The sequence below is a fragment of the Geodermatophilus obscurus genome, from assembly GCF_900115395.1.
GTDB lineage: Bacteria > Actinomycetota > Actinomycetes > Mycobacteriales > Geodermatophilaceae > Geodermatophilus > Geodermatophilus obscurus_B.
Genome location: NZ_FOWE01000006.1, coordinates 350,564 through 372,773, shown reverse-complemented (window position 1 = coordinate 372,773; position 22,210 = coordinate 350,564). Strand labels below are relative to the sequence as shown.

The 22,210-nt window shown below is 74.4% G+C and carries 21 protein-coding genes; 6 read left to right on the top strand and 15 right to left on the bottom strand.

Annotated elements, in window-relative coordinates; all coding sequences use genetic code 11:
* Positions 1 to 15: 15 nt before the first annotated feature.
* The gene (gene rsgA, locus BM165_RS14335; RefSeq protein ID WP_083427352.1) at positions 16 to 1,047 is read right to left on the bottom strand and encodes a ribosome small subunit-dependent GTPase A; all 1,032 of its coding nucleotides are present in this window, start codon (positions 1,045 to 1,047) and stop codon (positions 16 to 18) included.
* Positions 1,048 to 1,152: 105 nt separating this feature from the next.
* On the opposite strand from rsgA, the gene BM165_RS14330 reads away from it, so the two are divergent.
* Complete coding sequence (locus tag BM165_RS14330; protein ID WP_075014181.1) at positions 1,153 to 2,193, top strand: glycerophosphodiester phosphodiesterase family protein; 1,041 nt, start codon at positions 1,153 to 1,155, stop codon at positions 2,191 to 2,193.
* Between the two features lie 31 nt (positions 2,194 to 2,224).
* Here BM165_RS14330 and BM165_RS14325 read toward each other — a convergent pair whose 3' ends face one another.
* On the bottom strand, positions 2,225 to 3,514 hold the full coding sequence (locus tag BM165_RS14325) for an adenylosuccinate synthase (protein WP_075014180.1): 1,290 nt from the start codon (positions 3,512 to 3,514) through the stop codon (positions 2,225 to 2,227).
* Between the two features lie 66 nt (positions 3,515 to 3,580).
* On the opposite strand from BM165_RS14325, the gene BM165_RS14320 reads away from it, so the two are divergent.
* From BM165_RS14320 to BM165_RS14310, 3 genes are all read left to right on the top strand, one after another.
* Positions 3,581 to 4,195: a hypothetical protein gene (locus BM165_RS14320; protein ID WP_075014179.1), complete on the top strand. Its 615-nt coding sequence runs from the start codon at positions 3,581 to 3,583 to the stop codon at positions 4,193 to 4,195.
* Positions 4,196 to 4,299: 104 nt separating this feature from the next.
* Positions 4,300 to 5,364, top strand: a complete 1,065-nt coding sequence (locus tag BM165_RS14315; protein WP_083427351.1) for an ABC transporter permease — start codon at positions 4,300 to 4,302, stop codon at positions 5,362 to 5,364.
* An 8-nt stretch (positions 5,365 to 5,372) separates the two neighbouring features.
* Complete coding sequence (locus BM165_RS14310; RefSeq protein ID WP_244274228.1) at positions 5,373 to 6,173, top strand: ATP-binding cassette domain-containing protein; 801 nt, start codon at positions 5,373 to 5,375, stop codon at positions 6,171 to 6,173.
* Between the two features lie 42 nt (positions 6,174 to 6,215).
* Here BM165_RS14310 and BM165_RS14305 read toward each other — a convergent pair whose 3' ends face one another.
* From BM165_RS14305 to clpB, 8 genes are all read right to left on the bottom strand, one after another.
* Complete coding sequence (locus BM165_RS14305; RefSeq protein WP_075014177.1) at positions 6,216 to 6,620, bottom strand: DUF3151 domain-containing protein; 405 nt, start codon at positions 6,618 to 6,620, stop codon at positions 6,216 to 6,218.
* 4 nt (positions 6,621 to 6,624) lie between these two features.
* Positions 6,625 to 7,659: a class II fructose-bisphosphate aldolase gene (gene fbaA, locus BM165_RS14300; protein ID WP_075014176.1), complete on the bottom strand. Its 1,035-nt coding sequence runs from the start codon at positions 7,657 to 7,659 to the stop codon at positions 6,625 to 6,627.
* 80 nt (positions 7,660 to 7,739) lie between these two features.
* A complete protein-coding gene (locus BM165_RS14295; protein ID WP_075014260.1) occupies positions 7,740 to 9,134 on the bottom strand; it encodes an FAD-binding oxidoreductase in 1,395 nt (464 codons plus the stop codon).
* A gap of 116 nt (positions 9,135 to 9,250) precedes the next feature.
* The gene (pyrE, locus tag BM165_RS14290) at positions 9,251 to 9,805 is read right to left on the bottom strand and encodes an orotate phosphoribosyltransferase (protein WP_075014175.1); all 555 of its coding nucleotides are present in this window, start codon (positions 9,803 to 9,805) and stop codon (positions 9,251 to 9,253) included.
* A gap of 124 nt (positions 9,806 to 9,929) precedes the next feature.
* Positions 9,930 to 10,622 carry a fasciclin domain-containing protein gene (locus tag BM165_RS14285; RefSeq protein WP_075014174.1) on the bottom strand — a complete coding sequence of 231 codons (693 nt, stop codon included), beginning with the start codon at positions 10,620 to 10,622 and terminating at the stop codon, positions 9,930 to 9,932.
* 170 nt (positions 10,623 to 10,792) lie between these two features.
* Positions 10,793 to 12,451: a molybdopterin-dependent oxidoreductase gene (locus BM165_RS14280; RefSeq protein WP_083427350.1), complete on the bottom strand. Its 1,659-nt coding sequence runs from the start codon at positions 12,449 to 12,451 to the stop codon at positions 10,793 to 10,795.
* A gap of 136 nt (positions 12,452 to 12,587) precedes the next feature.
* The gene (locus tag BM165_RS24800) at positions 12,588 to 13,310 is read right to left on the bottom strand and encodes a hypothetical protein (protein WP_075014173.1); all 723 of its coding nucleotides are present in this window, start codon (positions 13,308 to 13,310) and stop codon (positions 12,588 to 12,590) included.
* Positions 13,311 to 13,430: 120 nt separating this feature from the next.
* Positions 13,431 to 16,016: an ATP-dependent chaperone ClpB gene (gene clpB, locus BM165_RS14270; RefSeq protein WP_075014172.1), complete on the bottom strand. Its 2,586-nt coding sequence runs from the start codon at positions 16,014 to 16,016 to the stop codon at positions 13,431 to 13,433.
* A gap of 231 nt (positions 16,017 to 16,247) precedes the next feature.
* Between clpB and BM165_RS14265 the strand changes: the two genes are divergently transcribed.
* Together BM165_RS14265 and BM165_RS14260 are read left to right on the top strand one after the other, a co-directional pair.
* Positions 16,248 to 16,679 carry a MarR family winged helix-turn-helix transcriptional regulator gene (locus tag BM165_RS14265; protein WP_075014171.1) on the top strand — a complete coding sequence of 144 codons (432 nt, stop codon included), beginning with the start codon at positions 16,248 to 16,250 and terminating at the stop codon, positions 16,677 to 16,679.
* 94 nt (positions 16,680 to 16,773) lie between these two features.
* Positions 16,774 to 17,217, top strand: a complete 444-nt coding sequence (locus BM165_RS14260; RefSeq protein ID WP_075014170.1) for an OsmC family peroxiredoxin — start codon at positions 16,774 to 16,776, stop codon at positions 17,215 to 17,217.
* Positions 17,218 to 17,325: 108 nt separating this feature from the next.
* Here BM165_RS14260 and BM165_RS14255 read toward each other — a convergent pair whose 3' ends face one another.
* Genes BM165_RS14255 through dnaK form a run of 5 tightly spaced genes read right to left on the bottom strand, consistent with a single transcriptional unit; the run spans position 17,326 to position 22,165 of the window.
* Positions 17,326 to 17,844 (bottom strand): MarR family winged helix-turn-helix transcriptional regulator, encoded by a 519-nt coding sequence (locus BM165_RS14255; RefSeq protein ID WP_075014169.1) that lies wholly within the window; start codon positions 17,842 to 17,844, stop codon positions 17,326 to 17,328.
* Positions 17,841 to 18,317, bottom strand: coding sequence for a heat shock protein transcriptional repressor HspR (locus tag BM165_RS14250; protein WP_075014168.1), 477 nt, complete (start codon positions 18,315 to 18,317; stop codon positions 17,841 to 17,843). The genes BM165_RS14255 and BM165_RS14250 overlap by 4 nt, the downstream gene beginning before the upstream one ends.
* A complete protein-coding gene (dnaJ, locus tag BM165_RS14245; RefSeq protein WP_075014167.1) occupies positions 18,314 to 19,534 on the bottom strand; it encodes a molecular chaperone DnaJ in 1,221 nt (406 codons plus the stop codon). The genes BM165_RS14250 and dnaJ overlap by 4 nt, the downstream gene beginning before the upstream one ends.
* 46 nt (positions 19,535 to 19,580) lie before the next feature.
* A complete protein-coding gene (gene grpE, locus BM165_RS14240) occupies positions 19,581 to 20,297 on the bottom strand; it encodes a nucleotide exchange factor GrpE (RefSeq protein ID WP_075014166.1) in 717 nt (238 codons plus the stop codon).
* The gene (dnaK, locus tag BM165_RS14235) at positions 20,294 to 22,165 is read right to left on the bottom strand and encodes a molecular chaperone DnaK (RefSeq protein ID WP_075014165.1); all 1,872 of its coding nucleotides are present in this window, start codon (positions 22,163 to 22,165) and stop codon (positions 20,294 to 20,296) included. Before dnaK ends, grpE begins: the two co-directional genes overlap by 4 nt.
* Between the last annotated feature and the right edge of the window lie 45 nt (positions 22,166 to 22,210).

The window sequence follows — 22,210 nt, the reverse complement described above, 5'->3', positions numbered from 1 at the left end:
GACCCTAGCGAGAGGTCACCGCACCCGGTCCGGCCGCGACCGGTACGCGCGGTGCAGCGCCCGCACGCGGGCGTTCTCCGCGGCGCGGGCGCGGGCGTCGGCGCGCAGCTCCTGGCGCCGCGCCTCGGCCTGCAGCTTGCGCCACCCGAGGAGCCGGGCGGGGTCGAGCCGGCCGTCGTCGATCGCGGCCGCGACCGCGCAGCCGGGCTCGGTGCGGTGCTCGCAGTCGCGGAAGCGGCACGCCCCGGCGAGCCCGGCCACGTCGGCGTAGGCGGTGTCGACGCCCTCGTCGTCGTAGAGGCCGAGCTCCCGCATGCCGGGGGTGTCGACGAGCAGCCCGCCGCCGGGCAGCAGGTGCAGCTCACGGGCGGTGGTGGTGTGCCGGCCGCGGCCGTCGGCCTCCCGCACGTCCTGTGTGGGCGCGACCTCGTGCCCGGCCAGCGCGTTGGCCAGCGAGGACTTGCCGACGCCCGACGGCCCGACCATCGCCGCCGTCCGCCCCTCCCCGAGCAGCGCCCGTACCGCGTCGAGCCCCTCGCCGGTGCGCGCGCTCACGGCCAGCACCTCGACGCCGATGGCGTCCTCGGCCACCGCCGCCACCGCGGCGGGGACGTCGTCGCAGAGGTCGGCCTTGGTGAGGACGACGACCGGCGTGGCCCCGCTCCCCCACGCGACGGCGAGGTAGCGCTCCACCCGGCGCGCGCGGGTCGGCCCGGCCAGGGCGTCGACGACGAACACCAGGTCGACGTTGGCGGCCACCACCTGACCGGCCGATGTGCGGCCGGCGACGGTGCGGGTGAACGCCGACCGGCGGGGCAGCAGGGCCACGGCCAGCTCCCCGCGCAGCGCCACCCAGTCGCCCACGGCGGGGGACGTCACGCCGTAGGGGTCGTACAGGGCGGCGGCCGGGTGCACCCGCCGTTCGCCGCCGGCGGTCAGGACGGTCAGCAGGCCGCGGTCGACCCGGCTCACCCGACCGGGTGACGTGCCCTCCGGGAGGTGGTCATGAAACGCCGGGGACCAGCCGATCGTTGAGAGATGCGTCACGAGACGGATGGTCCCGCGCAGGTCAGCGCGGCGTCCTCCCATTTCTCAGCGACTCGCCAGCCCGCGTTCGCCATCCCGACACCTCGGTCGGGTGTTGTTGAGGACATGCACGCGACCGAGTCGCTCGCGACTCACGCACGGGTCCGCATCGCGCGCCCCCTCGTCGTCGGCCACCGCGGTGCCTGCGCGTACCGCCCGGAACACACGATCGCCAGCTACGAGCTGGCCATCGACATGGGCGCCGATCTCATCGAGCCCGACATCGTCGTCACCAGCGACGGCGCACTGATCGCGCGGCACGAGAACGAGCTCTCGCGCACGACCGACGTCGCCACCCGGCCGGAGTTCGCCGACCGGCGCACCACCCGCCGCGTCGGCCGCAAGCGCCGCACCGGCTGGTTCGCCGAGGACTTCACCCTCGCCGAGCTGCGCACCCTGCGCGCCGTCGAGCGCCACCCCGAGCTGCGCCCGCTCAACACCGCCTACGACGGGCAGTTCGGCGTCCTCACGCTGGAGGAGGTCGTCGAGCTGGCCCGCCGCCGGTCCACGCCGCAGCGGCAGGTCCGCGTGCTGGCCGAGCTGAAGAAGCCGACCTGGTCGGCCGAGCGCGGCCAGCCGATGACCGAGCTCGTGGCCGCCGAGCTGCGCCGCCTCGACGCGGTCGCCCCCGACGGCACCGTGGTCCTGCAGTCCTTCGACACCGCGGGCCTGCGCCGGCTGCGCGCCGACCTCGGCGACGACGGCCCGACGATGTTCCAGCTGGTCGACATCACGGCGTCGGACGACCACCTGCTGACCAACGCCGGTCTGCGCGCGGTCTCCACCTACGCCCAGGGCATCGCGCCCAGCGTCCACCGCATCCTGCTGCGCGACGAGGACGGGACGATGACCGGCGTCTCCGACCTGGTGTCCCGGGCGCACTCGGCGGGCCTGCGGGTGGTGCCGTGGACGCTGGCCGCGGAGAACGCCTTCCTCCCCCGGCACCTGCGCAGCAGCGACGACCCGGCCGCCGCCGGCGACGGTCTCGGTGCCGCCCGCCTGCTGCTCGCGCTCGGCGTCGACGGGGTCATCACCGACAACCCCGACGTCGTCGTCGCGGCCCGCGCCGAGCTCGAGATGCCCGCCCCGGCCCGCTCCGCAGCCTAGGAGGAGGGCCTCCCCGCGGGGAGGCCCTCCGCTACTCCAGCAGGTCGTGGACGACGACGTTCTCGTCGCGGCCGGGGCCCACGCCGATCACGCTGATCCGCGCGCCGGCGAGCTCCTCGAGCCGGCGCACGTAGGCCTGCGCGTTCGCGGGCAGCTCGTCGAAGGAGCGGCAGCTCCGGATGTCCTCGAACCAGCCCGGCATCTCCTCGTAGACCGGCTTCGCGTGGTGGAAGCCGGTCTGCGTCATCGGCATCTCCTCGTGCCGGACGCCGTCGACGTCGTAGGCGACGCAGATCGGCACCGTCTCCAGCCCGGAGAGCACGTCGAGCTTGGTGAGGAAGTAGTCGGTGATCCCGTTGACGCGGCTGGCGTAGCGGGCCACGACGGCGTCGAACCAGCCGCAGCGCCGGTCGCGGCCGGTGGTGACGCCGACCTCGCCGCCCTGCTTGCGCAGGTACTCGCCGTTGGCGTCGAACAGCTCGGTCGGGAACGGGCCGGAGCCCACGCGGGTCGTGTAGGCCTTGAGGATCCCCACGACCCGGGAGATGCGCGTGGGGCCGATCCCGCTGCCGGTGGCCGCGCCGCCCGCCGTCGGGTTCGACGACGTCACGAACGGATAGGTGCCGTGGTCGACGTCGAGCAGCGTGCCCTGCGACCCCTCCAGCAGCACCCACTCGCCGGCGTCGAGGGCGTTGCCCAGCAGCAGCCGGGTGTCGGCGATGCGCTCCTTGAGCTGCTCGGCGTAGCCGGCGTACTCCTCGACGACCTCGTCGACGTCGATGGCCTTGCGGTTGTAGACCTTGACCAGCACCTGGTTCTTCTCGACCAGGGTGCCCTCGAGCTTCTGGCGCAGGATCGACAGGTCGAGCAGGTCGGCCACCCGGATGCCGGTGCGGGCCACCTTGTCGCCGTAGGCCGGGCCGATGCCGCGGCCGGTGGTGCCGATCTTGCGCTTGCCGAGGAACCGCTCGGTCACGCGGTCCAGCGCCCGGTGGTGCGGCATGATCAGGTGCGCGTCGGCGGAGATCACCAGCTTCGAGGTGTCGACGCCGCGCTCCTCCAGCCCCGCGAGCTCCCCGATGAGCACCTGCGGGTCGACGACGACGCCGTTGCCGATCACCGGCGTGCAGCCCGGCGTGAGGATCCCCGACGGGATCAGGTGCAGGGCGTAGCGCTCGCCGTCGGGGGTGATGACGGTGTGGCCGGCGTTGTTGCCGCCCTGGTAGCGGACCACGTAGGGCACCCGGCCGCCGAGGAGGTCGGTGGCCTTTCCCTTGCCCTCGTCGCCCCACTGGGCGCCGATCAGCACGACTGCCGGCATCTCGCTGTCATCCCCCTGGGACTCGTCACCGGCGGTCGACCGGCTGGCAGGTGGCAGGGTATCGGCATGTCCCTCGTCGAGTTCGACCTGCGCGGTCTCGGCCCCGGGCAGGCACCCGAGCGTGCCGCCGTCCGCGGCGCGGCCGACGCCGGTGCGCTCCTCGTGCGCGGGCCGGTCCCGGCGCTGTCGGCGGTGCTCGCCGCCCTGCACGCCGCCGGCCGGACGGCGGAGGCCCCGGTGTCCTGGGAGCCGGCCGACGACCCCGCCTCCCGTGGGCTGGCCCGCGACCTCGGCATCGGCACCGGCGGCGAGCGGGAGCTGTCGCTCGTCCGCGACGACCACGGCGGGGTCCTGCTCCAGCACGGCCGCTACGAGCCGGCCGAGAAGGGCCGCCTGCCGCTGGCCGCGCGCCTGGGCGTGCAGGCCCACCACGACGACGCGAAGGTCGCCGACGGCATGGTCGCCCGGATCGAGGTGCGGCCCGACTGGCGTGCGGTCGACACGATCCGAGTCGTCGTCTCCCCGCAGCTGATGCGGCCGCCGCGGCGCAGCACCGGCCGGGCGCTGCAGCTGGCCAGCGACCCGGCGCAGGTCACCCGCGACGGCGTCGTCTTCCCGCGTCCGGTCGTGCGCTGGACCTGGTACGCCGACGACCGGGTGCGCTGGCGCCTGCGCCCCTGACGGAGGACCCCGCTGCCCACGGGCCTCCGGAGCGCGGCCGCGCGCGGGGCGCCCGCGGTCGTGGACACTGGGATCCCCCCGCCCGAGGAGGCCCCGCTGCGCGCGTGCCCGGTGACCCGGTGATCGTCGACCGCCTGCCCGTCGCGAGGGTCGCGGCCGCCCACCGCCGCCGCGTGGCCGACCGCGTGCTGGCCCGGCCGAGCATCGCCGCGGTGCTCGCCCTGCTGGTCGTCGTCGCCGTCTTCGGGGTCCGGGTGCCCGGGCTGCTCACCCTCGAGGGCCTCGCCGGTGTCCTGGACGCCGCAGCGCTGCTGGGCATCGGCGGGGTGGCGGTGGGACTGCTGCTCGTCGGCGGCCACTTCGACCTCTCCATCGGGACGGTGACCGTCGCCAGTGCCGTCCTCACGGGCGTGCTGGCCGGGCCGATGGAGTGGGGCATCTGGCCCGCCCTGGCCGTCTCGCTGGCCGCCGCGCTCACCGTCGGGCTGGTCAACGGCTGGCTGGTCGTGCGCACCGGGCTGCCGAGCTTCCTCGTGACGCTGGCGACGGCGCTGGTCCTGCAGGGGACCACGGTGTCCGCCCTGCCGCTCGTGGCCGGCGGCCCGCGCATCACCGGGCTCGACGAGGCGCCCGGGTGGTCATCGGCCGCGGCGCTGTTCGGGTCGACGGCGGAGGTCGGCGGCGGCGTCTTCCGCGTGTCCCTGCTGTGGTGGCTGGCGGGGACCGCCGGTGCCGGCTGGCTGCTGTGGCGCACCCGCTTCGGCAACGACGTGCTGGCGATGGGCAGCTCCCGGCGCGCGGCCCGCGAGCTGGGGGTCCCGGTGCAGCGCACCACCCTGACGCTCTACGCCCTCACCGCCACCGCCGGCTGGCTGCTGGGCACGCTGGCGCTGGTCCCGGCCGCCAGCGTCGCGGCCACGCCGTCGCTCATCCTCGCGATCGACTTCGTGGTCGTCGCCGTGATCGGCGGCTGCCTGCTCACCGGCGGCTACGGCTCGATGGCGGGGGCCGCGGCGGGTGCGCTGCTCTACGCCGTCGCCCGCCGCGGCGTGGAGCTGGCAGGGTGGGACCCGCGGTGGTCCCAGGCGCTGCTCGGCGTGTTCCTCCTGGTGGCCCTGCTCGTCGGAGGGGTGGTGCGCGCCCGGCTGCGGGCCGCGCCGCGCTCGTGAGCACGGCCGTGCCCGCTCCTCCGGTGCTGGAGCTGCGCGGGCTGTCGGTCCGCTACGGCGGCGTGCCCGCGCTGGACCGGGTCGGGGTGACCTTCGAGGGCGGGTGCATCACCTGCGTCCTCGGCGAGAACGGCTCCGGCAAGTCGACGCTGGTCGCGGTGCTGTCCGGGCTGCGCGCCCACGACGACGGCGACCTGCTCCTCGACGGCGTCCCGGTGCGCTTCCGCAGCCCCCGTGCGGCCCGCGAGGCCGGCATCGCGACGGTGTGGCAGGACCTCGCCGTCGCCCCGCTGCTATCGGTGTGGCGCAACCTGTGCCTGGGCGCCGAACCCACACGCGGGCGGTGGCCGCTGCGCCGCCTCGACGTCGACGCCGCCCGCGAGACCACGGTGCGGGCGCTGGAGCGCATCGGCGTCACCGGCGTCGACCCCGACCAGCCGGTCAACTCCCTGCAGGCCGGTGCCCGGCAGAGCCTGGCCATCGCCCGGGCGGTGCACTTCGGTGCCCGCGCGCTGGTGCTGGACGAGCCGACCGAGCCGATGACCATCGCCCAGCACACGCTGGTCGGGCAGGCGGTGCTCGGCGCCCGGGCGCGGGGCCTGGCGGTGGTGCTGGTGACGCACAACCCGCGCTACGCACACCTGGTGGGCGACAGGTTCCTCCTGCTGGCGCGCGGTCAGGTGGCCGGGGACCTCACCCGCGCCGACGTCGACGCCGACGACCTCACCCGGCTCATGGCCGGCGGTGAGGAGCTCACCGCCCTGACCACCCGCCTGCAGGAGCTGCACCCCGAGCTCGGCGACCGCTGACCCGTGCACCTCCGCGGAGGCGCACGGGTCGGGCCGGCGGTGTCAGGGGGCCAGGGACGGGTCGCAGTCGCGCAGCAGCTGGGTGCAGCGCTGCTGCTCGTCGACCTCGCCGATCACCTCGGCGGCGCGGGCGAGCACGGTGACGCAGCGCAGGAAGCCGCGGTTGGGCTCGTGCGACCACGGCACCGGCCCGTAGCCCTTCCAGCCGTTCTTGCGCAGCGCGTCGAGGCCCCGGTGGTAGCCGGTGCGGGCGTAGGCGTAGGCCTCGATCGTGCGGCCGCCGTCGAGCGCCCCCTCGGCGAGGGCCGCCCAGGCCGCGCTGGCGCGCGGGTGCCCGGCGGCGACCTCGGCCGGGTCGGTGCCGGCCGCCAGCGCAGCCTCGGCCTCGGGGTCGCCGGGCAGCAGCGTGGCCGGCGGCTCGCCGAGCAGGTTGTGCGAGTGCGTCATGGGTTCAGGCGCCCTGGGACTGGCCGGCCGACAGCAGGTCCTCGCAGGCGGTGACCACGCGGGCGGCCATGTTCGTCTCGGCGAGCTTCATGTAGGTGCGCGGGTCGTAGGTCTTCTTGTTGCCGACCTCGCCGTCGACCTTGAGCACGCCGTCGTAGTTGCTGAACATGTGGCCGGCGATCGGCCGGGTGAAGGCGTACTGGGTGTCGGTGTCGACGTTCATCTTCACCACGCCGTAGGACAGCGCCTCGCGGATCTCCGACTGCAGCGAGCCCGAGCCGCCGTGGAAGACGAAGTTGAAGGGCTTGGCGCCCTCACCGAGGCCCAGCTCCTCCGCCACGACCTCCTGGCCCTGCTCGAGGATCTCCGGCCGCAGCTTGACGTTGCCCGGCTTGTAGACGCCGTGGACGTTGCCGAACGTCGCGGCCAGCAGGTAGACGCCGCGCTCACCGAGGCCGAGGGACTTCGCCGTGGCCACGAAGTCGCCGGGGGCGGTGTAGAGCTTCTCGTTGATGTCGTGGGCGACGCCGTCCTCCTCGCCGCCGACGACGCCGATCTCGAGCTCCAGGACGATCTTGGCCGCGGCGCACTTGTCGATGAGCTCCTCGGCGATCTGCAGGTTCTCCTCCAGGTCGATCGCGGAGCCGTCCCACATGTGCGACTGGAACAGCGGCGCCTGCCCGGCGTCGACCCGGTCCTTCGACAGCGCGATCAGGGGCCGGACGTAGGAGTCGAGCTTGTCCTTCGGGCAGTGGTCGGTGTGCAGCGCGACGTTGACCGGGTACTTCTCGGCGACGACGTGCGCGAACTCCGCGAGGGCCACCGCGCCGGTGACCATGTCCTTCACCCGGGTGCCCGAGCCGAACTCGGCGCCGCCGGTGGAGAACTGGATGATCCCGTCGCTGCCGGCGTCGGCGAAGCCGCGCAGCGCCGCGTTGACCGTCTCGGACGAGGTGCAGTTGATCGCCGGGTAGGCGAAGCCCGCCTCCTTCGCCCGGCTGATCATGTCGGCGTAGACCTCGGGGGTCGCGATGGGCATCGGGGCTCTCCTGTCGATCGACGCGGGACGGCGGCCAGTATCGCGTGCCGGGCCGGTGCCCCGACAGCGGGAGGCGGGGCTCAGCCGCGGCGGCGCAGCACCTTGCCGGGGTTGAGCAGGCCGGCCGGGTCGAGGGCGTCCTTGATGCGGCGGTGCACGTCGAGCGACACCGCGCCGACCTCGCGCTCCAGCCACTCGACCTTCAGCGAGCCGATCCCGTGCTCGCCGGTGACCGTGCCGCCCAGCGCGAGCCCGAGTTCGAGGATGTCGTCGAAGGCGGCGAAGGCACGCGCCCGCTGGCCGGCGTCGGACGGGTCGAAGCAGATGGTCGGGTGCATGTTGCCGTCGCCGGCGTGGCCGACCACCCCGATCGTCAGCTCCCGCCGCACGGCGATGCCGTCGCAGCCGTCGAGGAACGCCGCGATCCGCGAGCGCGGCACGGCGACGTCGTCGATGAGGGTGGTGCCCAGCTGCTCGAGCGCGGGCAGCGCCATCCGCCGGGCGGCGAGCAGCAGGTCGCCCTCGGCCGGGTCGTCGGTGGTGTGCACCAGCTGGGCGCCGGCGTCGCGGCACAGCTGCGCCAGGGCCTCGATCTCGTCGAGCGCGGCCGCTCCCCCGGTGTCGGACTGGGCCACCAGCAGGGCGTGCGCGTCGCGGTCGAGGTCGGCGTGCAGCAGGTCGTCGACGGCGCGGATGCAGGTGTTGTCCATGACCTCCAGCAGGCTGGGGACCAGCCCGGAGGTGACGACGCGCTCGACGACCTGGCCGGTCTGCGCGGTGGTGGCGAACGTGGCCACCAGCGTCACCGGCCGCTGCGGGGCCGGGCGCAGCGCCAGCGTGGCCTCGGTGATGACGCCGAGGGTGCCCTCCGAGCCGACGAACAGCCGGGCCAGGTCGTAGCCGGCCACGCCCTTGACCGTGCGGCGGCCGGTGCGCAGCACCTGCCCGTCGGCGAGCACGACCTCCAGGCCCATCACGTAGTCGGTGGTGACGCCGTACTTGACGCAGCACAGCCCGCCGGAGTTGGTGGAGAGGTTGCCGCCGATCGTGCACCAGTCGTAGCTCGACGGGTCGGGGGGGTAGAAGAGGCCGGAGCCGGCGACGGCGTCGCGCAGCGCCTTGTTGACCACGCCCGGCTGCACGACGGCGAGCCGGTCGGACGGCGAGACCTCCAGGACGGCGTCCATGCGGGTCATGACCACCGTGACCGCGCCGTCGACGGCGTTGCTCGCCCCGGCCAGCCCCGAGCCCGCGCCGCGCGGGACCACCGGGACGCCGTGCCGGGAGGCGATGCGCATGACCGCGGCGACGTCCTCGGTGCGGCGGGGGAACACCACGGCCGCGGGGGTGCCGGCCTCGGCCAGCATCGCCTGGTCGCGGGCGTAGGAGGCGGTGACGTCGGGGTCGGTGAGCACGCTGTCCCCGCCGAGCGCGGCGGTGAGCTCGTCGACCCACGCGGTGGCGAGTGTGGTCACCGCCACACCGTACGGCGACCCGCGGATGATCAGGTGACCTGATCGTGCTGCGTCCCAGCTCACCGCCGGTCCCGAGCCAGGACGCGCTCCGGTGAGCCAGGACGGCCCGGCGGCGGCTACTCCAGGCCGAGGTCGGCGAGCTCGAACGCCGCCCGGTACTCCAGGCCCGCGGCCTCGACGGCGGCCCGCCCGCCCCGGTCGACGACCACCGCGACGCCGATGACCTCCGCCCCGGCCTCCTGCAGCGCCTCGACGGCGGCCAGCGGGCTGCTGCCGGTGGTGGAGACGTCCTCCACGACGAGCACCGCCCGCCCCTCGACGTCGGGGCCCTCGATGCGGCGCTGCAGGCCGTGCGCCTTGCCGGCCTTGCGCACCACGCACGCGTCGAGGAAGCCCTCGCCGGCGGCGGCCGCGTGCAGCATCGCCGTCGCCACCGGGTCGGCACCGAGGGTGAGCCCGCCGACGACGTCGTAGCGCAGGTCGCCGGTGAGCTGGCGCATCACGCGGCCAACCAGCGGCGCGCCCTCGTGGTGGAGCGTCAGCCGCCGCATGTCGACGTACCAGTCGGCCTCCCGGCCCGAGGACAGGGTGACCCTCCCGCGGACGACGGCGAGGTCGACGACGAGCTCGAGCAGTCGGTGGCGGTCGGGCGTCGCGGCGGCCGGGTGCATGACCGCGACCCTAGGGACGGAGCCGGGGAGCCGCCGCACCCGGGGACGCCGGAGGGCCGCCGTCCGACCGGGGGCAGTGGTCGGACGGCGGCCCGTTCTCACCGGCGGATCACCGGCGGGCGCGTCAGGCCGGGGTGGGCGCCAGCACCTGGTCGACGATGTAGACGGTGGCGTTCGCCGTCTGCACGTTGCCGCAGATCACGTTCGCCGGGGTGCCGGTGACGGTCTGGGCGACGGTGAACATCTCGCCCGAGCCCTCGATGGTGACCTGGTCGCCGTTCACCGTGGTGTGGGTGCCGGCGAGCTGGTCGGGCGAGAGCCGGCCCGGGATGACGTGGTGGGTCAGGATCGCCGTCAGCTGGGCGTTGTCGGCGAGCACCGCCTGCAGAGCGTCGGCCGGGATGGCCTCGAAGCCCGGGTTGGCCGGGGCGATGACGGTGATGTCCTGCGTGGTGTTCAGCGTGTCGACCAGGTTGGCCTGGGTGACGGCGGTGACCAGCGTGGACAGCACCGGGTTGTTGCTGGCGGCGGTGGCGACCGGGTCGTCGGTCATGCCGGCGAAGCTGCCCTCGCCGTCGGCGGGGACGGCGGTGCAGCCGTCGCCGAAGGGCTCGTCCATGGCGGCGCCGGCGGCCGGGGAGCTGCTCTCCATCGGGCTCGAGCTCTCCGACGACGAGCTCTCCGGCAACGAGCTGCTGCTGTCCGCGGCGGTGTCCTCGCTGGCCGAGCTGGTGTCCTCGGAGCCGCAGGCGCTCAGGGTGACGGCCAGGGTGGAGGCGGTGGCCAGCAGGACGCCGCGGGTCAGGGTGTTCTTCACGGTGGGATCTCCTCAGTCGTCGTGCTCGTCCGTTCGGGGACCGGGTGGCCCCCTCGGTGGTCCCTCCCGACCCTTTCGAGGGGTCGGGAGAGGCGTCTGCGGCGCGGTGGCCGAGACGGGCTCTGGGGTGTGCTGCCCTGCCGGTCGGTGCGCCGGCGGGGCGGGGACCGCTACCTCGCGATCACCCGGATCGAGTGCAGGCCGCTGGCCCCGTTCGGGAAGGGCCGGGCGCGCTCGTCGGTCTGCACCTCGCCGTCGGCCGTGGTGGCCCGGACGGTGAGCTGGTAGGAGCCGGGGGCGAAGTCGTGGGGCAGGACCCACTGGCGCCACAGCTCGGTCGCGGCCTGCGGCGCGAGCTCGGCCTCCTGCCACTCGCCGTCGTCGATCCGGACCTCGACGCGGGCGATGCCGCGGGTCTGGGCCCAGGCGACGCCGGCGATGGGGCGCCGGCCGGCGGGGAACTGCCGCAGCGGGGCGGGGGTGTCGATGCGGGAGGCCACCTTGATCGGCGCCTCCCGGGCCCAGTCGCGCTCGACCCAGTAGGCGTCGAAGGCGTCGAAGGTGGTCGCCTCGATCCCGGTCATCCACTTGCAGGCCGAGACGTAGCCGTACAGGCCGGGGATGAGCATCCGCACCGGGAAGCCGTGCTCGACCGGCAGCGGCCCGCCGTTCATCCCGAAGGCGATCATCGCGTTCTCGACGCCGAGGGCCGCGGCGGTCGGGGCGCCGATCGTCATGCCGTCGACGGAGCGGCACACCAGCTGGTCGGAGTCGCCGGAGACGCCGTTCTCGCGGAGCAGGTCGCCGAGCGGGACGCCGATCCACCGGGCGGTGCCGGCCAGGCCGCCGCCGACCTCGTTGGAGACGCAGGTGAGGGTGATGTCGCGCTCGATGACGTCGTCGCGGTCGAACAGCTCGGTCAGCGTGTAGCTGCGCGGGGAGTCGAACATCCCCGACAGCGTCAGCCGGTAGTCCGCGGGCCGGATCTGCGGCACGGTGATCGCGGTGTCGACCCGGTAGAAGTCGCGGTTGGCGGTGAACAGCGGGGTGACGCCGTCGACGCTCTCGGCCAGGTCCGCGCCCCGCGGCAGGGCCGCGGCGGGGGACGACGGCGAGGGGAGCGCGAGCTCGTCGCGGGCGTTGCCGACGTCGAAGCGGCGCTGCAGCAGCCGGCCGCCGCCGCCGGTGACCGCGGCCGCGCCGAGGGCGACCCCGCTGGTGACGACGAAGCGGCGGCGGTCCATGCCGGCGCCCTTGCGGTCGGCCATCGACAGGACGCCGCGCAGGCGCTCCATGACGTCGTCGTCGGCGGAGCGGGGGGTGTCCGCGGCGGGCGCGGTGAGCGGGTCGACCAGCAGCAGGATCGCGACGACGCCGGCGAGGGCACCGACCACCGAGGGCAGCGCGTCGAGCAGGCCACCGGCGGGCCGGGTGGCCGCGGCGAGGGCGCCGATGACCCCGAAGAGCGCGATCCCGGCGGCGCCGGCGCGGCGGGACCGCAGCGAGACCAGCCCGATGACCACGGCGTACAGGGCGACGACCACCAGCGTGCCGACGACGAGGGCGATCTTGTCGTTCTCGCCGAAGGTCGAGATGGCGAACTGCTTGACCGGCTCGGGCACGACGGTGATCACGGTGTCGCCGACTGCCACGACCGGTGAGGACGCGGGCCCGACGAGCGCGGCGGCCAGCTCGGCGACGCCCAGGGCGACGGCGGCGGCCAGGAGGCCGGCGAGCGCGCCGAGCGACCGGCGCGCGCCGCGGCGGGCGGGGGGCTGCGCCCCGTCCGGTCCGGTGGCCGGCGCGGGGGCCTGCTCGGTGGTGGTCACGCACTGACTTCGGCGGTGGACGACCGATCGGTTCACCGGGGCTGATCACGATGCGGTAACGAGCCGGCGACGTCCCCGGAACGCACGACGGGCCCGCCGGCTCCCGGAGGAGCGGGCGGGCCCGTCAGAGGCCGGGTCAGAGGCCGCGGGCGCGCTGCTGACCGCGGTGGCGGTACCAGGCGTGGGCCGGCTTCTGGGCCAGCGCCACGACGCCCACGAGGACCAGCAGCGTCTGGACCAGCGACAGCGTCGTCAGCAGGCCACTGGTGCCGGCCGTCCCGCCGGCCAGCGTGACGATCCCCGAGAGGAGCGACAGACCGCCCAGGACCCACAGCACGATGCGGGCCCAGTTGCGGCCCTGCCAGGCGAACCAGATGAACAGCAGCTGCAGGCCGACGAAGATCAGCGCGATGACGACGCCCGCGGTGATGGCGGCGGTCGTCGCGCCCTCGAGGTCGGCGTAGTCGGCCGGGTCGAGGCCCTGCTCGACGAGCGCCTGGTCGACCAGCTGGTCGAACTGGGCGAAGGTGACGATCACGCCGAGGACCCCGAGCAGGGTGTTGGCCAGCCAGGCGCCGATGCCGAGCTTGACCGCCTGCGGGCGCTCCATCGGCGCGGACGGGCCCCACTCCGGGGCGGAGGGCGCGGCCCCGTAGCCCCCGTAGGGGTTCTGGCCGTACTGCTGCTGCCCGTACGGCTGCTGCCCGTACGGCTGCTGGCCGGGAGGCTGCTGCCCGTACGGCTGCTGGCCGGGAGGCTGCTGCCCGTACGGCTGGCCCTGCGGCTGCTGGCCGTAGGGCGGCTGGCCCTCGGGCTGCTGCCCCCAGCCCTGCGGTCCCGGACCCTGTCCTGCGGTCATCGCTGCACGTCCCCTCTGGTGTCGGTGCTCCGGGTGATCATGGTCGACCGGATCGCGTCCGGCCAGCCACGGGCCCGCCGCTCCCCCGGCGGGGTGGACGGCGGGCCCGCGGGTGCCGCACTAGGCGCGGCGCACGCTCAGGCCCTCGTCGGCGAGGTCCTCCGGGGCGTCGACGACGACGCCGTCGCCGTCGCGGATCTCGCCGGCCAGCAGCGCGCGGGCCAGCGGGTCGCCGATCGCCGACTGCACCAGCCGGCGCAGCGGCCGCGCCCCGTAGACGGGGTCGAACCCGTTGATCGCCAGCCACTCGCGGGCGGCGTCGGTGACGGTGAGCGTCAGCCGGCGCGCGGCCAGCCTGCGGGCGAGCACGCCGACCTGGATGTCGACGATCCCGGCCAGCTCCTCGCTGCCCAGCGCCCGGAACACCACGACGTCGTCGAGGCGGTTGAGGAACTCCGGCTTGAAGTGCGACCGGACGACGTCCATGACCGCGTCCCGCCGCCGATCCTCGGCGACCGACTGGTCGGCGATCAGCTGCGAGCCCAGGTTCGACGTCAGGATCAGGATCGTGTTGCGGAAGTCGACCGTGCGACCCTGCCCGTCGGTGAGCCGGCCGTCGTCGAGCACCTGCAGCAGCACGTCGAAGACGTCGGGGTGGGCCTTCTCCACCTCGTCGAGCAGCACGACCGTGTAGGGACGCCGCCGGACCGCCTCGGTGAGCTGACCGCCGGCCTCGTAGCCGACGTAGCCGGGGGGCGCACCGACCAGGCGGGCCACCGAGTGCTTCTCGGAGTACTCGCTCATGTCGACGCGGACCATCGCCCGCTCGTCGTCGAAGAGGAACTCCGCCAGCGCCTTGGCCAGCTCGGTCTTGCCGACGCCGGTCGGGCCGAGGAACAGGAACGAGCCCGTGGGCCGGTCGGGGTCGGCGACGCCCGAGCGCGCGCGGCGGACGGCGTCGGCCACGGCGCGGACGGCGGCGGGCTGGCCGACGACGCGGCGCCCGAGCTCCTCCTCCATCCGCAGCAGCTTCTGCGTCTCGCCCTCGAGCAACCGGCCCGCGGGGATGCCGGTCCAGGCCTGGACGACCTCGGCGATGTCGTCGGGGCCGACCTCCTCCTTGAGCATCGACTCGCCGGTCTGCACCGACTCCTCGGCGGCGGCCAGGGAGCGCTGCAGCTCCGGCAGCCGGCCGTAGCGCAGCTCGGCTGCCCTCGCGAGGGCGCCGTCGCGCTCGGCCCGGTCGGCCTCGGTGCGGACGGCCTCCAACTCCTCCTTGATCCGCTGGATGCGCTCGATGGCCGACTTGTCCTGCTGCCAGCGGGCGGTCAGCTCGTCCAGCTGCTGGCGCCGGTCGGCGAGGTCGGCGCGCAGCGCGCCCAGCCGGTCCAGGGAGGAGGGGTCGTCCTCCTTGGACAGCGCCATCTCCTCGATCTCCATGCGGCGCACGGCGCGCTCGACCTCATCGACCTCCACCGGGCGGCTGTCGATCTCCATGCGCAGCCGGCTCGCCGCCTCGTCGACCAGGTCGATGGCCTTGTCGGGGAGGAATCGGGCCGTCACGTACCGGTCCGACAGCGTGGCGGCGGCGACGATCGCGGCGTCGGTGATGCGCACGCCGTGGTGCACCTCGTAGCGCTCCTTGAGGCCGCGCAGGATGCCGATCGTGTCCTCGACCGAGGGCTCGCCGACGAACACCTGCTGGAAGCGGCGCTCCAGGGCGGGGTCCTTCTCGATGTGCTCGCGGTACTCGTCGAGCGTGGTCGCGCCCACCATGCGCAGCTCGCCGCGGGCGAGCATCGGCTTGATCATGTTGCCGGCGTCCATGGCGGAGTCGCCCGTGGCACCGGCGCCCACGATGGTGTGCAGCTCGTCGATGAAGGTGACGACCTGTCCCTCGGCCTCGGTGATCTCCTGGAGCACGGCCTTGAGCCGCTCCTCGAACTCGCCGCGGTACTTGGCGCCGGCCACCATCGCGCCCAGGTCGAGCGCCATGAGCCGCTTGCCCTTGAGGCTCTCGGGGACGTCGCCGGCGACGATGCGCTGGGCCAGGCCCTCGACGATCGCCGTCTTGCCGACGCCGGGCTCGCCGATGAGCACCGGGTTGTTCTTGGTCCGCCGGGAGAGCACCTGCACGACGCGGCGGATCTCGGTGTCCCGGCCGATGACCGGGTCGACCCGCCCCTCGCGGGCGCGCTCGGTGAGGTCGACGGCGTACTTCTCCAGAGCCTGGAAGGTGCTCTCCGGGTCGGCGGTGGTGACCTTGCGGTTGCCGCGGACGGTGCGGAAGGCGGCCAGCAGCGCGTCGCGCGTCGCGCCGGAGCTGGTGAGCACCGCGCCGGCCTCGCCCTCGGACCCGGCCAGGCCGACCAGCAGGTGCTCGGTGGAGACGTACTCGTCGCCCAGCGCGCTCGCCTGCTCACCGGCGGCGTTCACCACCCGCAGCAGCTCACGGGACGCCGACGGCGCGGCGACGGTCGCGCCGCTGACGCTGGGCAGCCGGCGCAGCGCGGCCTCGGCCTTGGCCCGGACGTCGGCCGGGTCGGCGCCGACCGCGGTCAGCAGGGGGCCGGCGATGCCGTCGGTCTGCTGCAGCAGGGCGACGAGCAGGTGCAGGGGCTCGAGGGCGGCCTGCCCCCGGTCGACCGCCAGCCGCTGGGCGGCCGCGAACGCCTCCTGCGAACGGGTGGTCAGCTTGCTCTCCATGACGGGTGCGGATCGTCCTCTCGTCGGGGTCGCCGGGACGGCTCCCGGCGGATCGGCGTGTCGAGAGGTCCAACGGACCAGGGGTTGAGTCTGTTCCACTCAACTCCCGCCGACGACGCACCGACCCGCCCTGGAGCGGGACGACGGCAACTGCATGCCGCGCGACCTTTTCGTCCCTACACTCAGGTCATGGAACAGACGAGCGCGTAGGACCGCCTCCCCGCCCCGAGCGTGGCCCTGGACGACCAGCTGTGCTTCGCGCTCTACGCGGCGTCGCGAGCGATGACGGCCCGGTACCGGCCGATGCTCGAGGAGCTCGGCCTCACCTACCCCCAGTACCTGGTGATGATGCTGCTCTGGGAGGAGGACCAGCAGACCGTGGGCCAGCTCGGTCAGCGGCTGGCCCTCGACAGCGGGACCCTCTCCCCGCTGCTCAAGCGGCTCACCGCCGCCGGCCTGGTGAGCCGGCACCGGCGCGTCGAGGACGAGCGCTCCGTCGCGATCGTCCTCACCGACGCCGGCCGGGTGCTGCGGGACAAGGCCTTCGCCATCTCGCAGGACATGATCTGCGCGCTGGACCTCGGGGTCGACGAGTTCTCCGACCTCAAGCAGACCCTCAACCTGCTCACCCACCGCGTCAACGAGGCGCCCCGCGGCAGCTGACCCGGCCGTGTGGGTTGCACGCAACCCACACGGGTAGGGCCGCGGGGTCCCCCGCCGGCCAGCGACGCCGGCTCCCCCGTCCCGGAAGGCAGCCATGCCCACCCGCACCGCACGCACCGCCTGGAACGGCACTCTCGAGCAGGGCTCGGGCCAGGTCGAGCTCTCCAGCTCCCAGGTCGGCACCTTCGAGGTCAACTTCCCCAAGCGCGCGGCCGACGAGGCCGGTGGCACGACGAGCCCCGAGGAGCTCGTCGCCGCCGCCCACTCCGCGTGCTTCGCGATGCAACTGTCGGCCAACATCGCCCAGGCCGGCGGCACCCCGCAGTCCCTCGAGGTCAGTGCCGACGTCTCCCTCGGCCCGGACCAGGAGAACGGCGGCTTCAAGCTGACCGGCATCGCGCTGAAGGTGCGCGGCGAGGTCGACGGCCTCGACGCCGCCGGCTTCGAGAAGGCCGCGCAGGAGGCCAAGGCCGGCTGCCCGGTCAGCAAGGCGCTCGCTGCCGTCGACATCACCTTGGACGCCGCGCTGGAGTCCTGAGCCGCGGTCCCGGTCGCAGCCGCTGTCTCCGATTGAGCTGCCGCCCGTCCGGACGTGGAACGGCGCCCGGACCGTGGGTCCGGGCGCCGTCGGTGTCGTCGTGGAGGCTCAGGAGCCGGTGGACTGGGCCTCGCGGGCCTCACCGATCCGGTTGAGTCGGGCCAGCAGCTCGGCGAGGACGGCGATGTCGTCGGCCGGCCAGCCGGACAGGTCGGCCTCCCAGCGGGCGCGGCGCGCCTCGCGGATGCCGGCCAGGCGTGCCGCGCCCTCGGCAGACGTGCGCAGCACCTGGGCGCGGCCGTCGGCGGGGTCGGGCTCGCGGTCGACCATGCCGAGCGCCACCAGCGACGACACCTGCCGGCTCACCGTGCTCTTGTCCAGGCCCAGCCGGGCGACGAGGTCGCTGGCGCGCAGCGGGCCGGTGTCGGCGAGCAGCGCCAGCAGGCCGTAGGCCGCGCCGTCGAGGTCGGGGTGCAGTTCCCGCGCCAGCCGGGCGGAGATGGCCCGGGAGCGGCGCAGCAGCAGGCCGATCTCGCGCTCGAGCCGGGCGAAGGACTCGTGCTGCTCGTCGCGGGATCCGTCCACGCCCTCCTCGACGACGGCGCCCCGCCCGCCGTTCCCGCTCACCGGGGATCCCGGGGCCGCCACACGACCAGCGCCGAGCTGGCCTGCCGCAGCGGCACGAGGTCGGCGCGCCGGCCGAAGGCGGTGCCGAAGCCGGGGTGCACGGCCGACTCGGCGGCCATCGCCCGGCGCTGCGCCTCCTCGAGCGCGGCGACCAGCTCCTCCACCCGCTGCTGCAGGGCGTCGACCTGCGACTCGAGGTCGATGATCCGCTTGATCCCGGCGAGGTTCACGCCGTCCTCCTGCGACAGGCGCTGCACCTCCCGCAGCAGGGCGACGTCGCGCGGGCTGTAGCGGCGCCCGCCGCCCGGGGTGCGCCCCGGGGTGACCAGGCCCAGCCGGTCGTACTGGCGCAGCGTCTGGGCGTGCATGCCGGCCAGCTGCGCGGCGACGGAGATGACGAACACCGGCGCGTCGTCGGCGACGGCCCGGGCGCCGTCCTGCCGCTCACGCCCGTCGGTGCCCGGCGCACTCACCGGTCGCTCCCCCGTGTCTGCGTGGCGGCGGTGATCTGCGGGCGCGGGTCCCCGAGCTCGGCGTCGAGGGTCTTCACCGCCCGCTCGGCCTCCGGGCTGAGGCGCTGCGGGACGGCGACCTCGATCGTGACCAGCAGGTCGCCGGAGCGGCCGCGGCCGGGGACGCCCCGCCCGCGGACCCGCAGCGTGCGCCCGCTCGAGGTGCCGGCGGGCACCTTCAGCGTGACGTTGCCGTCGAGCGCGGGCACGGTCAGCGTCGTGCCGAGCACCGCCTCGGGGAAGGTGACCGGGACGGTGAGCGTCAGGTCGTCACCCCGGCGGCCGAACAGCTCGTGGTCGCTGACGTGCACGACGACGAACAGGTCACCGGCCGGGCCACCCCGCCGTCCCGGCGCGCCCTTGCCGGCCAGCCGGATGCGCTGGCCGTCCTTGACGCCCGCCGGGATCCGCACCGTGATGGTGCGGGTCTGCGTGGTGACGCCGTTGCCGGCACAGGTCGGGCACGGGTCGTCGACCACCTGGCCGCTGCCGCGGCAGTTGCGGCAGGGCTCGGAGAAGGCGAACGCACCCTGGCTGCGGCTGGTCACGCCGGCGCCGTCGCACACCGGGCAGGTGTGCGGGCTGGTGCCCGGCTTGGCGCCGCTGCCGGCGCAGGTCGGGCAGGTGCCCGGGCTCTGCATGCGCAGCGGCACCGTCACGCCCAGGACGGCCTCGTCGAACGAGAGCGTGGCCTCGGTCTCGACGTCCTGGCCGCGGGCCGGCCCGGAGGCCGCCTGCTGCCGGGCGCGGGCCGAGCCGGGCGGGGTCCCGGCGCCGCCGCCGCCGAAGAGGTTGCCGAACAAGTCGCCGAGCCCGCCGGCGCCCGCCCGGCCGGCGTTGCCGGCGGCTCCGAACAGGTCGCCGAGGTCGAAGGGCTGGCCGCCCCCGCCGGCGCCGGGGAAGCCGCCCGGGAAGCCCGCCCGCGCCCCGGCACCGCCGGCGCCGAAGAGCCGCCGGGCCTCGTCGTACTCACCGCGCCGCTTGGGGTCGGAGAGCACGTCGTAGGCCTCGGAGACCTCCTTGAACCGGGCCTCGGCGTCGGCGTTGCCGGGGTTCTTGTCCGGGTGCAGGTCGCGGGCGAGCTTGCGGTAGGCCTTCTTGATCTCCGCGGCGTCGGCGTTCTGGGAGACGCCCAGCGCCCCGTAGTAGTCCTTCTCGATGAAGTCCCGAGTGCTCATCGGGCGCCTCCTCTCCTGCGCGTCCCCACCGTCTGCACCGGGCCGGTCAGCCGGCGGCCGGGGTCTCCCCCGGCACCTCGTCGCCCACCTGGTCGCCACTGACGTCCGCGGGGGTCGCGGGCGCGCCGGACGGCTCGCTCACCGAGACCATCGCGGTGCGCAGCACCCGGTCCCCGCGGCGGAAACCCTGCCGCAGGACCGTCGTCGCGGTCGGCACGGTCACCTCGTCGGACGTGTCGTGCAGGACGGCCTCGTGCAGTGCCGGGTCGAACGGGTCCCCGGCGACGCCGAAGGCCTCGACGCCGAGGCCGTCGAGCAGCCCCAGCACGCGGTCGGCGACGACCTTGAAGGCCCCGGTCAGGTCGCCGTGGTCCCGGGCCCGCTCGATGTCGTCGACGATCGGGAACAGCTGGGTGGCGAACCGCTCGGCGGCCTGGTCGACGACCACGGTGCGGTCGCGGTCGACCCGGCGCCGGTAGTTGGCGTACTCGGCGGTGACCCGCTGCAGGTCCTCGGTCCGCTCGGCCAGCTGGCGCGACAGGTCGCCGTCGCCGGTGGCCGGGACGGCCTCCTGCACGGTGACCTCGGGACCGGCGGCCGTCTGGTTCTCGCTCATGCGCTCCCCTGGCGATGGGTGGTCGGAGGGGCCCGGCGGGGCGCCGGCCGGCTGCTCGCCGGCCGGCGCCCGCACCGCGCCGCTGACGGGGTCGATCCGCCGCTTGTCACGGATCACGACCCGCGGCTGCTCGTCCCCCTGGCTCATCGGCGGTCGGTGTCCTCGTCGACGATCTCCGCGTCGACGACGTCGTCGTCACCGGAGGCCGCCGTGCTGCCACCGGCCGCGCCGGCCGCGCCCTCGGCACCGGGGGTGCCCGCCGCGCCGGCCTCGGCCTGCTGGGCGTAGAGCGCCCCGCCGACCTCCTGCGAGACGCGGGCCACCTTCTCCTGCGCCGACTTGATCGCGGCGATGTCGGAGCCGCCGAGGGCCGAGCGCAGCTCGGTCAGGGCCTCGCCGAGCTCCTCCTTCTTGTCAGCCGGGATCCGCTCGCCGTTCTCCGCGAGGAACTTCTCCGTCTGGTACTGCAGCGACTCGGCGAGGTTGCGGGTCTCGGCCTCGTCGCGACGGCGCTTGTCCTCCTCGGCGTGGGCCTCGGCGTCGCGCATCATCCGCTCGATGTCCTCCTTGGGGAGGGCGGAGCCGCCGGTGATCGTCATCGACTGCTCCTTGCCCGTGCCGAGGTCCTTGGCGGACACGTGCACGATGCCGTTCGCGTCGATGTCGAAGGCGACCTCGATCTGCGGGACGCCGCGGGGCGCCGGCGGCAGACCGGTCAGCTCGAACATGCCGAGCTTCTTGTTGTACATCGCCATCTCGCGCTCGCCCTGGAAGACCTGGATCTGCACGGACGGCTGGTTGTCGTCGGCCGTCGTGAAGATCTCGGAGCGCTTGGTCGGGATCGTGGTGTTGCGCTCGATGAGCTTGGTCATGATCCCGCCCTTGGTCTCGATGCCCAGGGACAGCGGGGTGACGTCGAGGAGCAGGACGTCCTTGACCTCGCCCTTGAGGACGCCGGCCTGCAGCGCGGCGCCGATGGCGACGACCTCGTCGGGGTTGACGCCCTTGTTGGGCTCCTTGCCGCCGGTCAGCTCGCGGACCAGGTCGCTGACGGCCGGCATGCGGGTGGAACCACCGACCAGGACGACGTGGTCGATCTCGCCGACGGAGATGCCGGCGTCGCGGATCGCCTGGTTGAACGGCGCGCGGGCGCGGTCGAGCAGGTCCTGCGTGAGGCGCTGGAACTCCGCGCGGGTCATCGTGACGTCGAGGTGCAGCGGGCCGTCGGCGCCGGCGGTGATGTAGGGCAGGTTGACGTTGGTCGACTGCGCGCCCGACAGCTCGATCTTGGCCTTCTCGGCGGCCTCGCGGAGGCGCTGCATGGCCAGCTTGTCCTTGGACAGGTCGATGCCGTTGGCCGCGTTGAAGGTCTGCACGAGGTGCTTGACCACGCGCTCGTCCCAGTCGTCGCCACCGAGGTGGTTGTCACCGGCGGTGGCCTTCACCTCGATGACGCCCTCGCCGATCTCCAGCAGGGAGACGTCGAAGGTGCCGCCGCCGAGGTCGAAGACCAGGATCGTCTGCTCGGTCTCGCCCTTGTCCAGGCCGTAGGCCAGTGCGGCCGCGGTCGGCTCGTTGACGATGCGCAGGACGTTGAGGCCCGCGATCTCACCGGCCTCCTTGGTGGCCTGGCGCTGCGCGTCCTCGAAGTAGGCCGGGACGGTGATGACGGCGTCGGTCACCGGCTCGCCCAGGTAGGTCTCGGCGTCCCGCTTGAGCTTCTGCAGCACGCGGGCGCTGATCTCCTGCGGCGTGTACTGCTTGCCGTCGATCTCGGAGGTCTTCCAGTTGGTGCCCATCTCGCGCTTGACCGAGCGGATGGTGCGGTCGACGTTGGTGACCGCCTGGTTCTTGGCCGACTGGCCGACGAGGACCTCGCCGTTCTTGGCGAAGGCGACGACCGAGGGCGTGGTGCGCGAGCCCTCGCTGTTGGCGATGACCGTCGGCTCGCCGCCCTCCAGGACGGTGACGACGGAGTTGGTGGTGCCGAGGTCGATACCGACCGCTCGTGCCATGGAGCTGGCTCCTCTTCCGTGAGCTGGGTGGTGCTGTCTCGGGGT